At 49.1% G+C, this 14,195-nt stretch carries 12 protein-coding genes and 4 tRNA genes; 2 read left to right on the top strand and 14 right to left on the bottom strand.

Translation table 11 applies throughout. From position 1 onward, the window contains the following. Positions 1–16: 16 nt before the first annotated feature. The 12 genes from rpoB to DEU53_RS22580 all read right to left on the bottom strand — a co-directional run bounded on the left by rpoB (position 17) and on the right by DEU53_RS22580 (position 9,904). On the bottom strand, positions 17–4,045 hold the full coding sequence (rpoB, locus tag DEU53_RS22635) for a DNA-directed RNA polymerase subunit beta (RefSeq protein ID WP_008108400.1): 4,029 nt from the start codon (positions 4,043–4,045) through the stop codon (positions 17–19). 332 nt (positions 4,046–4,377) lie between these two features. Beyond that, the gene (gene rplL / locus DEU53_RS22630) at positions 4,378–4,740 is read right to left on the bottom strand and encodes a 50S ribosomal protein L7/L12 (RefSeq protein WP_101763017.1); all 363 of its coding nucleotides are present in this window, start codon (positions 4,738–4,740) and stop codon (positions 4,378–4,380) included. Between the two features lie 66 nt (positions 4,741–4,806). Beyond that, positions 4,807–5,304, bottom strand: a complete 498-nt coding sequence (gene rplJ / locus DEU53_RS22625) for a 50S ribosomal protein L10 (protein ID WP_007886294.1) — start codon at positions 5,302–5,304, stop codon at positions 4,807–4,809. Between the two features lie 349 nt (positions 5,305–5,653). After that, positions 5,654–6,358 (bottom strand): 50S ribosomal protein L1, encoded by a 705-nt coding sequence (gene rplA / locus DEU53_RS22620; protein ID WP_007886296.1) that lies wholly within the window; start codon positions 6,356–6,358, stop codon positions 5,654–5,656. A gap of 3 nt (positions 6,359–6,361) precedes the next feature. Beyond that, positions 6,362–6,790, bottom strand: coding sequence for a 50S ribosomal protein L11 (gene rplK, locus DEU53_RS22615; protein WP_007886298.1), 429 nt, complete (start codon positions 6,788–6,790; stop codon positions 6,362–6,364). Between the two features lie 148 nt (positions 6,791–6,938). Continuing rightward, entirely contained in the window at positions 6,939–7,484 is a 546-nt protein-coding gene (gene nusG, locus DEU53_RS22610) for a transcription termination/antitermination protein NusG (RefSeq protein ID WP_007886300.1), read from the bottom strand. A 1-nt stretch (position 7,485) separates the two neighbouring features. After that, positions 7,486–7,869 (bottom strand): preprotein translocase subunit SecE, encoded by a 384-nt coding sequence (secE, locus tag DEU53_RS22605; protein WP_064741592.1) that lies wholly within the window; start codon positions 7,867–7,869, stop codon positions 7,486–7,488. Between the two features lie 227 nt (positions 7,870–8,096). Next, the gene (tuf, locus tag DEU53_RS22600; protein ID WP_110867595.1) at positions 8,097–9,281 is read right to left on the bottom strand and encodes an elongation factor Tu; all 1,185 of its coding nucleotides are present in this window, start codon (positions 9,279–9,281) and stop codon (positions 8,097–8,099) included. A gap of 107 nt (positions 9,282–9,388) precedes the next feature. After that, a tRNA-Thr gene (locus tag DEU53_RS22595) sits at positions 9,389–9,464 on the bottom strand. 5 nt (positions 9,465–9,469) lie between these two features. Next, a tRNA-Gly gene (locus DEU53_RS22590) sits at positions 9,470–9,544 on the bottom strand. A gap of 192 nt (positions 9,545–9,736) precedes the next feature. Beyond that, positions 9,737–9,821, bottom strand: a tRNA-Tyr gene (locus DEU53_RS22585). Between the two features lie 7 nt (positions 9,822–9,828). Further along, positions 9,829–9,904, bottom strand: a tRNA-Thr gene (locus DEU53_RS22580). 328 nt (positions 9,905–10,232) lie between these two features. Between DEU53_RS22580 and DEU53_RS22570 the strand changes: the two genes are divergently transcribed. Next, the gene (locus DEU53_RS22570; RefSeq protein ID WP_110868434.1) at positions 10,233–10,790 is read left to right on the top strand and encodes a GNAT family N-acetyltransferase; all 558 of its coding nucleotides are present in this window, start codon (positions 10,233–10,235) and stop codon (positions 10,788–10,790) included. 202 nt (positions 10,791–10,992) lie between these two features. After that, positions 10,993–11,943: a type I pantothenate kinase gene (gene coaA / locus DEU53_RS22565; protein WP_101762581.1), complete on the top strand. Its 951-nt coding sequence runs from the start codon at positions 10,993–10,995 to the stop codon at positions 11,941–11,943. A 59-nt stretch (positions 11,944–12,002) separates the two neighbouring features. Here the strand turns inward: coaA and birA are convergent, their stop codons facing one another. Continuing rightward, positions 12,003–12,965: a bifunctional biotin--[acetyl-CoA-carboxylase] ligase/biotin operon repressor BirA gene (gene birA / locus DEU53_RS22560; protein ID WP_110868433.1), complete on the bottom strand. Its 963-nt coding sequence runs from the start codon at positions 12,963–12,965 to the stop codon at positions 12,003–12,005. Further along, positions 12,962–13,999, bottom strand: a complete 1,038-nt coding sequence (murB, locus tag DEU53_RS22555) for a UDP-N-acetylmuramate dehydrogenase (protein WP_101762583.1) — start codon at positions 13,997–13,999, stop codon at positions 12,962–12,964. The genes birA and murB overlap by 4 nt, the downstream gene beginning before the upstream one ends. Between the last annotated feature and the right edge of the window lie 196 nt (positions 14,000–14,195).

Below are 14,195 nucleotides of genomic sequence, written 5' to 3'. Positions count from 1 at the left end.
CAGTACTTGCGAGTACTTACTCGTCTTCCAGCTCGATGTTGATACCCAGCGAGCGAATCTCTTTCAACAGTACGTTGAAGGATTCCGGCATGCCCGGTTCCATCTGATGGTTACCGTCGACGATGTTTTTATACATCTTCGTACGGCCGTTAACGTCATCAGATTTAACGGTAAGCATTTCCTGCAGGGTATACGCGGCACCATATGCTTCCAGTGCCCACACTTCCATCTCACCGAAGCGCTGTCCACCGAACTGCGCTTTACCACCCAGCGGCTGCTGAGTAACCAAGCTGTAAGAACCGGTAGAACGTGCGTGCATCTTGTCGTCAACCAGGTGGTTCAGTTTCAGCATGTACATGTAACCTACGGTTACCTGACGCTCAAACTGCTCACCAGTACGGCCGTCGAACAGGGTGATCTGACCGGAAGAAGGCAATCCGCCGAGCTGCAGCAGCTCTTTGATTTCGCTCTCTTTCGCACCGTCAAACACCGGAGTCGCGATTGGCATACCCTTCTTCAGGTTCTCTGCCAGACGCAGTACTTCGTCATCTGTAAAGGTGTTCAGGTCAACTTTCTGACGCACATCAGTGCCCAGATCGTAAGCACGCTGGATGAACTCACGCAGTTTGGAGACTTCTTCCTGCTTCTTCAGCATCGCATTGATTTTTTCACCAATGCCTTTAGCCGCCATACCGAGGTGAGTTTCCAGAATCTGACCGATGTTCATACGCGATGGTACGCCCAGCGGGTTCAGTACGATGTCGACCGGCGTACCGTTCTCATCGTAAGGCATGTCTTCGATAGGGTTGATCTTCGAGATAACACCCTTGTTTCCGTGACGACCTGCCATCTTGTCACCAGGCTGAATCTGACGTTTAACGGCCAGATACACCTTAACGATTTTCAGCACGCCTGGTGCCAGATCATCGCCTTGGGTGATCTTGCGACGCTTAGCTTCAAGTTTCTTCTCAAACTCGTGCTTCAGTTCGTCGTACTGCTCAGCCAGCTGCTCCAGAGAGTTCTGCTTCTCTTCGTCAGTCAGGCCCAGCTCCAGCCAGCGCTCACGTGGCAGTTTGTCCAGCTTCTCAGCTTCAACACCACCCGAGATCAGTACGGCCTGGATACGGCCAAATAGGCCAGCTTCGAAGATCTGCAGTTCTTCAGACAGGTCTTTCTTAACCTGCTTCAGCTGCATCTCTTCGATTTCCAGCGCGCGCTTGTCTTTTTCCACGCCATCGCGAGTGAAGACCTGCACGTCAATAACAGTACCGGATACGCCGTTCGGAACGCGCAGTGACGAATCTTTTACGTCAGAGGCTTTTTCACCGAAGATCGCACGCAGCAGTTTCTCTTCTGGCGTCAGCTGGGTTTCACCTTTCGGTGTTACCTTACCAACCAGAATGTCGCCACCGGTCACTTCCGCACCGATATACACAATGCCGGATTCATCCAGTTTAGAAAGCGCAGCTTCACCCACGTTCGGGATATCAGCGGTGATCTCTTCTGGCCCCAGCTTGGTGTCGCGAGACACACATGCCAGTTCCTGGATGTGGATAGTGGTGAAACGGTCTTCCTGAACCACACGCTCGGATACGAGGATGGAGTCTTCGAAGTTGTAACCGTTCCATGGCATGAACGCCACGCGCATGTTCTGACCCAGCGCCAGTTCACCGAGGTCGGTAGACGGGCCATCTGCCAGCACGTCGCCACGCTCAATCGGCTCACCCAGATTGACACACGGCATCTGGTTGATGCAGGTGTTCTGGTTAGAACGGGTGTACTTGGTCAGGTTGTAGATGTCGATACCCGCTTCGCCCGGATACATCTCTTCTTCGTTAACTTTGATAACGATACGAGAAGCATCAACGTACTGAACGGTACCACCACGTTTCGCGACAGCAGTTACACCGGAGTCAACCGCTACTGCGCGTTCCATACCGGTACCAACCAGCGGCTTATCAGCACGCAGAGTTGGAACCGCCTGACGTTGCATGTTCGCACCCATCAAGGCGCGGTTAGCATCATCGTGCTCCAGGAACGGAATCAGTGAAGCACCGACAGAAACCACCTGTTGGGTGGAAACGTCCATGTAGTCAACCTGATCGCGGCTGAACAGGCTTGACTCACCCTTGCTACGGCAGGTGACGAGATCGTCAACAAAGCTGCCATCTTCTGCGAGGTTGGTGTTTGCCTGAGCGATAACGTAGTTACCCTCTTCAATTGCAGAGAGGTAATGAATTTCATCACTCACTTTCCCGTCAACAACGCGGCGATACGGGGTTTCAAGGAAACCGTATTCGTTAGTCTGCGCGTAAACCGAGAGTGAGTTGATCAGACCGATGTTCGGGCCTTCCGGAGTTTCGATAGGACATACACGACCGTAGTGCGTTGGGTGTACGTCACGTACTTCGAAGCCGGCGCGCTCACGGGTCAGACCGCCTGGGCCCAGAGCAGAGATACGACGTTTGTGCGTAATCTCGGACAATGGGTTGTTCTGATCCATAAACTGGGACAGCTGGCTTGAACCGAAGAACTCTTTCACCGCCGCCGAAATCGGCTTAGCGTTGATCATGTCCTGAGGCATCAGCGTATCGAGGTCGCCCAGAGACAGACGCTCTTTAACTGCACGCTCAACACGCACCAGACCCACACGGAACTGGTTTTCTGCCATTTCGCCAACAGAACGAATACGACGGTTACCGAGGTGATCGATATCATCCACTTCACCGATACCGTTACGGATACCGATAAGCTTTTTCATCACTTCGATGATGTCGTCTTTGCTCAGGATACCTGAACCTTCGATCTCATCACGCAGCAGAGAACGGTTGAACTTCATACGGCCAACCGCAGAAAGATCGTAACGATCTTCAGAGAAGAACAGGTTCTCGAACAGGTTTTCAGCAGCTTCACGCGTTGGTGGCTCACCAGGACGCATCATGCGGTAGATCTCAACCAGCGCGCTTAAACGATCGTTGGTTGGGTCTACACGCAGAGTCTCGGAGATGTACGCACCGTGATCCAGGTCGTTGGTGAACAGCGTTTCAATGCGCTTGTGGCCTGACTGGCTCAGTTTCGCCAGCAGATCAAGTGACAATTCCATGTTTGCAGGAACGATCAGCTCGCCGGTGTTCAGATCGACGTAGTCTTTAGCAACCACTTTGCCAGCAATGTATTCAACTGGCACTTCGATGTGCTGAATGTTGTCTTTTTCCAGCTGACGGATGTGGCGCGCAGTGATGCGACGACCTTTCTCAACGTAGACCGTGCCGTTTGCTTCGATATCGAAGGAGGCGGTTTCACCACGCAGGCGCTCAGGCACCAGTTCCATCTGCAGTTTGTTATCGCGGATTTCATAAACGACTTTATCAAAGAACAGATCAAGGATTTGTTCTGAAGTGAAGTTTAACGCGCGCAGAATGATACTGGCCGGCAGCTTACGACGACGGTCAATACGGACGAAGAGGTTGTCTTTCGGGTCAAACTCGAAATCGAGCCATGAACCGCGGTAAGGGATGATACGTGCGTTATACAGCACTTTACCGGAAGAGTGCGTTTTACCCTTATCGCTGTCGAAGAACACGCCAGGACTACGGTGCAGCTGAGAAACGATAACACGCTCAGTACCATTGATAACAAAGGTACCATTGTCCGTCATGAGTGGAATCTCACCCATGTAGACTTCTTGTTCTTTAATGTCTTTTACGGTGCCTTCCGGCGCTTCGCGCTCGTAGATCACCAGACGCAGTTTCACGCGCAGCGGTGCCGAATAGGTCACGCCACGGATCTGACATTCAGTTACGTCAAAGACAGGCTCACCCAAACGGTAGCTGACATACTGCAACTCAGAGTTGCCGCTGTAGCTTGAGATTGGGAATACGGAGCGGAAGGCTGCTTCCAGACCGTACTGGCCTTCTGGATCTTGCTCGATGAACTTCTGGAACGAGTCAAGCTGGATAGAAAGGAGATAAGGTATGTCCAAAACTTGTGGACGTTTACCAAAATCCTTACGAATACGTTTTTTCTCGGTATAGGAGTAAACCATGGGGTTCCTCAGCTAGCTGACATGTCGAACCACGCTGTCCGTCCTGAAAAGGACAGTTCATGCAACACTATTTTTTGTTTTTCATGCGATGCGCAGCACCCCATGCAATACATCTTTCTATCACTCTTAAATCATTTCATCGCCGTTGTTCAGGCAGGGAACCTTCGCAGGAGAGCGATATATTAAGGCGTCGATAGAAAAAGATATTGAAGAGGAATGATGGACAAACAGTGCGAAACGCCATCATTCCCCTGTAGCGCAAAAAGGCTGGTGACCTAAACAGTCACCAGCCATCAGCCTAATGTTACTCAGGCTGCAACCCGAAGGTTGTCTTACTTAACTTCAACTTCAGCGCCAGCTTCTTTCAGAGCAGCTTCAAGAGCGGCTGCGTCATCTTTGCTGATGCCTTCTTTGATAGTACCGGTAGCTTCAACCAGGTCTTTAGCTTCTTTCAAGCCCAGGCCAGTTGCAGTACGTACTGCTTTGATTACTGCGACTTTGTTAGCGCCAACAGCTTTCAGAATTACGTCGAATTCAGTTTTCTCTTCAACAGCTTCAGCTGGGCCAGCAGCAACAGCTACAGCGGCAGCAGCAGAAACGCCGAATTTTTCTTCCATAGCAGAAACCAGCTCAACTACTTCCATTACGGACATAGCGGCAACAGCTTCCAGAATTTGGTCTTTAGTGATAGACATATCGATTGTTCCTAAAAATCAGAAAAAGTTTATACGGTAGCAAGCACGAAGGAAAAGAATTTGGCCTTAAGCCGCTTCTTTTGCATCGCGCACAGCAGCCAGAGTACGGACCAGTTTGCCAGCAGCGGCTTCTTTCATGGTCGACATCAGACGTGCCAGTGCTTCTTCGTAAGTCGGCAGAGTTGCCAGACGGTCAATATTGGCCGCCGTGATCAGCTCACCTTCAAAGGCTGCAGCTTTGACCTCAAATTTTGCATTCGCTTTAGCGAAATCTTTGAACAAACGAGCGGCAGCGCCCGGGTGTTCCAAAGAGTATGCAATCAGGGTCGGACCAACAAACGTGTCTTTCAGGCACTCGAAAGGAGTACCTTCAACGACGCGGCGCAGCAGGGTGTTACGAACAACACGCATGTAAACGCCAGCTTCACGACCTGCTTTACGCAGTTCGGTCATTTTATCAACGGTCACGCCACGGGAATCCGCAACAACCGCTGAAAGCGCGCCTTTGGCTACTTCGCTAACTTCAGCAACAATCGCTTGTTTGCCTTGAAGATTTAATGCCATTAGCTTTTGCTCCTGGATTGACCGGGAATAATTTCCCGGAACTCACTTCACTTATTCACCCGAAGGCGATAAGCGCTATTACACGGTGAGCAGAATCCAGCGAAGAAATAATTCTTTTTGGTTCTGTCACCGTCTACGCAGGGTATTAAGCAAGATATCCGAAAATATTCTGCTCCTGCGGTCTCGGACGGAGGCCAGGATAAGGCCTGGCTCCAACCTAAGCGACTAAACAACCAAGTGTTTAGACTTTGTCACTCACTCGCTTTGAATCTGGGTTCTGAATTGTGCAAACAACCAGAACAACGGGCGTAAGATTCTAGATGAATTTTTCGCCCGTTACAAGCAGCAATTAGTTTGCTGATGCACTCAGACCAGCCTGGTCAACGGCAACGCCGGCGCCCATGGTGGTAGAGATGCTGACTTTCTTGATGTACACGCCTTTCGCCTGTGATGGTTTAGCTTTTTTCAGCGCAACCAGCAGAGATTCCAGGTTTTCTTTCAATTTGTCAGTGTCAAAATCCACTTTACCGATGGTGGTGTGGATGATGCCGTTTTTGTCGTTACGATAACGAACCTGACCTGCTTTAGCATTTTTAACTGCTTCAGCAACGTTAGGCGTTACAGTACCAACTTTCGGGTTTGGCATCAGACCGCGTGGGCCCAGAACCTGGCCCAACTGGCCAACAACGCGCATTGCATCTGGAGATGCGATTACAACGTCAAAGTTCATTTCGCCTTTTTTGATCTGCTCAGCCAGGTCTTCCATACCAACCAGTTCTGCGCCAGCTGCTTTAGCAGCTTCAGCGTTTGCACCTTGGGTGAAGACGGCAACACGTACTGAACGACCAGTACCGTGTGGCAGAACGGTCGCACCGCGCACGTTCTGATCAGATTTACGTGCATCGATGCCGAGGTTAACGGCAACGTCAACGCTTTCTACGAACTTGGCAGTAGCCAGTTCTTTCAGCAGAGCAACAGCTTCGTTAATGTCGTACTGCTTAGTAGCATCAACTTTGTCACGGATTACGCTCATGCGCTTGGTCAGCTTAGCCATTTCTTAATCCTCTACTACCAGGCCCATGGAACGAGCAGTACCTTCGATAGAGCGAGTCATCGCTTCTACGTCAGAACCAGTCATGTCCGCAGCTTTAGTTTCTGCGATTTCACGTACCTGAGCACGGGAAACTTTACCGACTTTGTCTTTGTTCGGCTTACCAGAACCAGACTTGATGCCCGCTGCTTTTTTCAGCAGTACGGCAGCCGGAGGCGTTTTGGTAACGAAGGTGAAAGAACGGTCACTGTATACGGTGATAACAACAGGAGTAGGCAGGCCTTTCTCCAGGGATTCAGTCTTAGCGTTGAACGCTTTGCAGAATTCCATAATGTTAACACCCTGCTGACCCAGTGCTGGACCAACAGGTGGACTTGGGTTAGCCATACCAGCTGCAACTTGCAACTTAACGTAGGCTTGTACTTTCTTGGCCATGATAATTCCTCAATTGGGTTATAACGCCTGAAAAACAGGCTCCCCGTGATAACGATTTATATGCCGTTGCGGGCACATAAAAACAAAAGGCGCGAAATTATAGGTAAATTTCGCGCCTTCCGCAAGAGCTAAAAAGTGAACAGAAGGGTTAACCTTTCTCCACCTGAGCGAAGTCGAGTTCCACTGGCGTTGCACGGCCAAAGATGGAAACGGACACTTTCAGGCGGCTCTTCTCGTAGTCCACTTCTTCGACCACTCCGTTGAAGTCGGCAAACGGGCCGTCGCTGACGCGTACCATCTCGCCTGGCTCGAACAGCGTTTTTGGACGCGGCTTATCACCCACCTGCTGCAGGCGGTTCATAATCGCATCAACTTCTTTATCACTGATTGGCGCAGGACGGTCGGAAGTACCACCGATAAAGCCCATTACACGCGGTACACTGCGTACTAAGTGCCAGCTGGCGTCATTCATTACCATCTGAACCAATACGTAGCCAGGGAAGAATTTACGTTCGCTTTTGCGGCGCTGGCCGCCACGGATTTCGACGACTTCTTCAGTCGGCACCATGACTTCGCCAAAAAGCTCTTCCATGTTGTGCAGTTTGATATGCTCGTGCAGCGATTTCGCTACGCGGGCTTCAAAACCGGAGAACGCCTGAACGACGTACCAGCGTTTTTTTGGAGCTTCAGACATCTCAGAACCTCAGGCCAGTGATAAACGATACCAGACGGACCAGAATACCATCCAGCCCCCACAAAATCAGTGACATCACGGCAGTTACCGCGGCAACGATTAACGTGGTGTGCAGTGTTTCCTGGCGAGTCGGCCAAATGACCTTACGCATTTCGGTTTTAGCTTCACGGGCAAATGCCACAGTCGCTTTGCCTTTGATTGTCAGCAAAGCAATGCCGCCCGCTGCAGCGATCAGCACAACCACAGCCAGCGCGCGCAGAGGCAATGTTACATCGCGATAGATATAGTTGCCGACGATTGCTACCAGGAGCAATGCGATCACAACTACCCATTTCATCGCTTCAAGGCCGCGCCCGCTCCCTTGAGCTTCGGTATTCGCACTCATAAACCAACCTGCCACAATAATTCAGAAACTATACTGCCCCGCAGTGCGAGGCATCCAAACCGAATGAGCTTTTGAGCGTAACTCGGTATCCAACGCCGTGAAACAGAGCCTGTCTCAGCAATGATTATGATGCAAAATCACTGATGAGCCAGGTTCTATACAACAGCGTGCAAAAAGGGCATCAAATGATGCCCTTTCCTTGTGCATTGCGTCAAATCTTATCGCAGTTAAGCGATAATTTCAGCAACAACACCCGCACCAACAGTACGGCCGCCTTCACGGATTGCGAAACGCAGACCCTGATCCATAGCGATTGGCTTGATCAAAGTTACGGTCATTTTTACGTTGTCGCCTGGCATTACCATCTCAACGCCTTCTGGCAGTTGAACGTCACCGGTCACGTCAGTAGTACGGAAGTAGAACTGAGGACGGTAGCCTTTGAAGAACGGAGTATGACGGCCGCCTTCATCTTTAGACAGAACGTAAACTTCTGAAGTGAACTGGGTATGTGGCTTGATTGAACCCGGCTTAGCCAGAACCTGGCCACGCTCGATGTCTTCACGCTTGATACCACGCAGCAGAACACCACAGTTCTCGCCTGCCTGACCCTGGTCCAGCAGTTTGCGGAACATTTCAACGCCAGTACAGGTTGATTTAACAGTATCTTTAAGGCCAACAACTTCAACTTCGTCGCCCACTTTAACGATACCGCGCTCAACACGACCGGTAACAACAGTACCACGGCCAGAGATTGAGAATACGTCTTCGATTGGCAGCAGGAACGGCTTGTCGATTGCACGAACTGGCTCTGGAATATAAGTATCCAGGTGCTCAGCCAGCTCAATGATCTTAGCTTCCCACTCAGCATCGCCTTCCAGCGCTTTCAGAGCAGAACCACGTACGATTGGAGTGTCGTCGCCTGGGAAGTCATAAGCTGACAGCAGGTCACGTACTTCCATCTCTACCAGTTCCAGCAGCTCTTCATCATCAACCATGTCGCACTTGTTCAGGAACACGATGATGTAAGGAACGCCAACCTGACGACCCAGCAGGATGTGCTCACGGGTCTGTGGCATTGGGCCATCAGTCGCAGCAACAACCAGGATCGCGCCGTCCATCTGCGCAGCACCGGTGATCATGTTTTTCACATAGTCGGCGTGGCCTGGGCAGTCAACGTGCGCATAGTGGCGAGACGGGGTTTCGTATTCAACGTGAGAAGTGTTGATGGTGATACCACGTGCTTTCTCTTCTGGCGCTTTATCGATCTCATCGAATTTGCTTGCCTTACCGCCGTAGGTTTTAGCCAGTACGGTAGTAATTGCTGCAGTCAGGGTGGTTTTACCGTGGTCGACGTGACCGATGGTGCCCACGTTTACGTGCAGTTTGTTACGCTGAAATTGCTCTTTAGCCATCGCTAGTCCCTCTAAGACACGGATATATCGAAGATATCGTCATATCAACCAGGCATTGCCTGACTGTTTGGTTTACAGAGAGAGAATCAGGAGAGAGATAAAGGAAGTGGTGCTGATACCCAGAGTCGAACTGGGGACCTCACCCTTACCAAGGGTGCGCTCTACCAACTGAGCCATATCAGCACATCTGGAGCGGGCAGCGGGAATCGAACCCGCATCATCAGCTTGGAAGGCTGAGGTAATAGCCATTATACGATGCCCGCATCCTGGAACTCGGCTACCTGTTCTTTCTGTAGCTTATGAATAATAAAAGAAGACCTTCTATTATTCGAGCAGGTCAGAGTTGCTGACCAACTTTGATTGCGCTAATGCGCAATCTGAAATTCGAAGGTGAGAGATGAAGAACTCACCCATCAGATAAAGACTTTATCTGACGCCCAACCAGGAGGTTGAGATGGTGGTGGGAGAAGGATTCGAACCTTCGAAGTCTGTGACGGCAGATTTACAGTCTGCTCCCTTTGGCCGCTCGGGAATCCCACCTACTTGATGGTGCCGGCTACCGGAATCGAACTGGTGACCTACTGATTACAAGTCAGTTGCTCTACCAACTGAGCTAAGCCGGCATCAAGTGGAGCGCATTCTAGGAATACCCGAAGAAGGATGCAACAAAAAAATCGTCAAAATTGTTCTATCGCTTACTATTTGTGCAAATCATCTCAAATCAGCCATCAGCTGCAGTAAAATCACCCTAAACCTGTGCATTTTTACACCACCACATCGATTGATTGCTATGAACCGCCATCATTTTCAATGCACATATTTGAAGCACACTGCCTTTCTGCTGTGCAAATTGTAGAAAATTTTTTGTGAAACTACCCGCTACACTCGTTTTTTCTGCTGGCCTGCATTTTGCTTATCTATTTAATCGGGTCATTAAATGGAGGATGTCGCATGAATATTGTTCAGCTCACTGCAGAAACATTACCCCTTTATCGTCAGGCTTTGGCTGCCCTGATGGTTGAAGCGGTAAAAAACAATATGACTTCGGCATTTCAACATTCGCAAAAGATGCAACAGTATCAGAATGCGGAGCGCTATTTTCATAGCTTACGCAACAAAATGGCACGCCATGAGTTGCTGCTATGGATTGCCGTCATCGACTCGGTTGTGGTGGGAAGCGTGCAGCTCAATATTTGTCAGCGTCCAGATGGACAAAATCGCGCGGAAGTTTTACAGCTGCTTGTGCATTCAAATGCTCAGCGAGAAGGGATTGGACGCAGATTAATGCAGACGCTTGAGCATAAGGCAGAAAGCTATCAGCGTGGTCTGCTTTATTTGGATGTCATTGCAGGTTCTGCAGAAGAAATTTTTTATCGGGCACATGGCTACCGCTATTTAGGGGAATTGCCCGACTATGCATTATGCGCGGATGGGCATCCTCATCCCGGCGCGATTTACTATAAACGTCTGCGTACCAGCCCAGCAGAAAATGTAGCGACAAGCTACTGACCGACAAGAAAAATGCGGGCACGCTTGCGAAAGCGTGCTCCTGTTTATCATTTTACTTCTTTTTAAAGTCACACTGGTGTTACCCTCCTGCCCATTGTTCTCGTTAATTACCCCTGTGACGTGCAATTGAGTTTGATACATCTTCGTATGCCTAATGCAGCAAGGTGTTGATGAATCAGAATTTGCACTCAGATGCATGCTTATGAGTAAAAAAACGACACCTCTTACTACGCCTTATTTGCAGTTCAATCGCCAGCAATGGGCAGCACTACGCGATTCAGTACCAATGACGTTGGCTGAAGGAGAAATTGAGCGACTGCGTGGTATCAATGAAGATCTTTCATTAGAAGAAGTGGCCGAGATTTATCTGCCGCTATCGCGTCTGCTTAATTTTTATATCAGTTCTAATCTGCGTCGTCAGGCGGTGCTTGAGCAATTCCTTGGCACTAATGGGCAGAAAATCCCTTATATCATCAGTATTGCCGGCAGCGTTGCGGTAGGAAAAAGCACAACTGCTCGTGTGCTTCAGGCGCTTCTTAGCCGCTGGCCAGAACACCGCAAAGTAGAACTGATCACTACTGATGGTTTTTTGCATCCTAATGCCGTGCTTAAAGAACGCGGTTTGATGAAGAAAAAAGGGTTCCCGCAATCTTACGATATGCATCGCCTGGTTAACTTCGTATCTGATTTAAAATCGGGTGCTAGCCAGGTGACAGCGCCGGTTTATTCTCATCTGATTTATGATGTCATTCCGGATGGCGATAAAGTCGTACAACAGCCTGATATTCTTATTCTTGAAGGATTGAATGTGCTGCAAAGCGGTATGGACTATCCTCACGATCCTCATCATGTATTTGTGTCTGATTTCGTGGATTTTTCAATTTACGTCGATGCACCAGAGTCCTTACTCGAGAGCTGGTATGTAAATCGCTTTTTGAAATTTCGTGAGGGCGCATTTAGCGATCCGGACTCTTATTTCCATCATTATTCGCAATTACCCGAAGAGGATGCACTCAATATTGCGCATGATCTGTGGAAAGAGATTAACTGGCTTAATTTAAAGGAAAATATCCTGCCTACACGTGAACGAGCAAGTCTTATTATGACGAAGTCGGCTGATCATGCGGTGCAAAGTGTACGTTTGAGGAAATAGTCTTTTTTATAAAATGCCCATAAAGATCGTGGGCATTTTAATTTGTTAGCTCAGATGCATTAATTGTCTGGACGAAGAGAAATCTCACCCCCAACCCAGGATTTAATGACTCCATTCTGCTCCAGTAATAAGCCACCCTGCTTATCAATACCTCGCGCAATGCCATGTACCTCACGATCCCCAATAAGAAGCTTCACTGGGCGATTAATGAAGTTATCAAGGGCTTCCCAGCGGGAAACAAATGGCGCCAAACCATCGCGCTCAAAAATAGGTAACGCTTCACGCAGGCTATTGATCAACTTCGCAGCTAACTCGTTGCGATCGATATCAACACCAGCTTCCTGAAGATTAATCCAACCCTGATTAATTTCTGCCGTGCCTTCTGAACGCATCAGCAAATTGACACCAGCACCTATAACAATCTGAGCTGCATCGCCGGTTTTTCCAGTTAACTCAACTAAAATACCAGCAAGCTTAAGATCGTTAAGATAGAGATCATTCGGCCATTTAACCCGGACATCCGGAGCACCTAATGACTGAATCACTTCTGCCATGATGATACCAATCACCAGACTCAGGCCCATCGCCGCAGCTGGCCCCTGATCAAGACGCCAATACATGGACATATACAGGTTGGAGCCAAACGGTGAAAACCATTTACGCCCGCGACGTCCGCGCCCTGCTTGCTGATACTCGGCAATGCATGCGTAGCCAGACGGCAATTGATCCATCCGATCCAGCAAATACTGGTTGGTAGAATCGATAACAGGAATAACCGCCAGATTAGGTTGATGCAGGAGAGACAGAATGATTTCTTCATCCAGTAACTGAATTGGCTCTGGTAAGCTGTAGCCTTTACCCGTTACCGTATATACATCCAGACCCCAACTTTTGAGAGTCTGTATATGTTTATTAATGGCAGCACGGCTCATACCAAGCGCTTCGCCCAGCTGCTCACCAGAGTGAAATTCACCATCGGCCACCAATGCCACTAACTTTAACGGCACGCTATTATCTTTCATGAAATTACCTCAACGGCATTACGCTCGCCTCGAGCACCGATAAAGCGCACTTCTGGCTCCAGCCAAACATCAAACTTTTGTCCGACTCTATTTCTAACCTGATGCGCTAAATCGACAATATCCTGTGGAGTGGCATAATCTTCATTTATCAGTACCAAAGCCTGCTGACGGTGAACTGCGGCGCCACCTACACGGAAGCCTTTAAGACCACATTGGTCGATCAACCAGCCAGCTGCTAATTTCACTTCGCCACTGGCCTGTGGATAATGAGGAATGGATGGCCACTGCTTAATTAGCGCATCTGCATGCTCAGCTGTGATCAGCGGATTTTTGAAGAAACTACCGACATTACCTGTGATTTTTGGGTCGGGCAGTTTGCTTTGGCGCATATGGCAAATAGCATTGAATACATCCCAGGCACACACTGTTGCTGGGTTTAACTTAGTCAGCTCGCCATAAGTTAGAACAGGTTTCCACTGTTTTGCCAGACGTAATCCCACTGCAACAATGACATAGTCATCCTTCATTGCATGTTTGAAAATACTATCGCGATAGCTAAACTGGCACTCTTCTCGATACAAACGAATCATATGTTGCGTTGGGAGATGTATAGCTTCAACGTAGTGACAGATATCTTTAAATTCGACACCATATGCACCGATATTTTGAATCGGTGCTGAGCCGGCCATACCAGGAATCAGCGCCAGGTTTTCCAGCCCTGTAATACCCTTCTTTAGCGTCTTTTCAACTAAAGCATGCCAATTTTCGCCGGCACCAACATGCAAGTGCCAGGCTTCGTCATGCTCTTCGATAGCGATGCCTTTAATCGCATTAATTACCACCGAGCCGCTAAAATCTTCAAGAAAGAGTACGTTGCTCCCTTCGCCTAATACAATAAAAGGCAGATTTGATTGCTGACTGTTTTTCCAGGCCAAAGTAATAGCGTCAGGAGTTTCAGCGATGGTCAGCGTTTGTGCATTGATCGTAAGACCAAGAGTGTTGAAAGCTTTCAGGGATGTATTGGGGCTGGACATTTTACGGCCTTTACTGATTAATCTGACCGTAGTTTACCTGATCGGTAGGTTGCGAGTTTGATGTTTTCTTATTTCTGATGGGAAATTGCTAATGTATAGACGTAAAAAAGCCCCGGACTTTCGTCCGGGGCTTCTTCACTATTTGATGCCTGGCAGTTCCCTACTCTCGCATGGGGAGGCCCCACACTACCATCGG

Origin of the sequence: Pantoea sp. AG1095, from assembly GCF_003208415.1 — a bacterium.
Lineage (GTDB): Bacteria > Pseudomonadota > Gammaproteobacteria > Enterobacterales > Enterobacteriaceae > Pantoea > Pantoea leporis.
Note: the sequence above shows the minus strand (reverse complement) of the source record. Positions and strands in the feature narration are given on the sequence as shown.

Excerpts from the sequence above, each read along its gene's own strand:
- murB (WP_101762583.1), bottom strand. The coding sequence starts at position 13,999 with ATGTCCAGCCCCAATACATCCCTGAAAGCTTTCAACACTCTTGGTCTT.
- coaA (WP_101762581.1), top strand. The coding sequence starts at position 10,993 with ATGAGTAAAAAAACGACACCTCTTACTACGCCTTATTTGCAGTTCAAT.
- rplJ (WP_007886294.1), bottom strand. The coding sequence starts at position 5,304 with ATGGCATTAAATCTTCAAGGCAAACAAGCGATTGTTGCTGAAGTTAGC.
- DEU53_RS22570 (WP_110868434.1), top strand. The coding sequence starts at position 10,233 with ATGAATATTGTTCAGCTCACTGCAGAAACATTACCCCTTTATCGTCAG.
- secE (WP_064741592.1), bottom strand. The coding sequence starts at position 7,869 with ATGAGTGCGAATACCGAAGCTCAAGGGAGCGGGCGCGGCCTTGAAGCG.
- rplA (WP_007886296.1), bottom strand. The coding sequence starts at position 6,358 with ATGGCTAAGCTGACCAAGCGCATGAGCGTAATCCGTGACAAAGTTGAT.
- birA (WP_110868433.1), bottom strand. The coding sequence starts at position 12,965 with ATGAAAGATAATAGCGTGCCGTTAAAGTTAGTGGCATTGGTGGCCGAT.
- nusG (WP_007886300.1), bottom strand. The coding sequence starts at position 7,484 with ATGTCTGAAGCTCCAAAAAAACGCTGGTACGTCGTTCAGGCGTTCTCC.
- rplK (WP_007886298.1), bottom strand. The coding sequence starts at position 6,790 with ATGGCCAAGAAAGTACAAGCCTACGTTAAGTTGCAAGTTGCAGCTGGT.
- rplL (WP_101763017.1), bottom strand. The coding sequence starts at position 4,740 with ATGTCTATCACTAAAGACCAAATTCTGGAAGCTGTTGCCGCTATGTCC.
- tuf (WP_110867595.1), bottom strand. The coding sequence starts at position 9,281 with ATGGCTAAAGAGCAATTTCAGCGTAACAAACTGCACGTAAACGTGGGC.
- rpoB (WP_008108400.1), bottom strand. The coding sequence starts at position 4,045 with ATGGTTTACTCCTATACCGAGAAAAAACGTATTCGTAAGGATTTTGGT.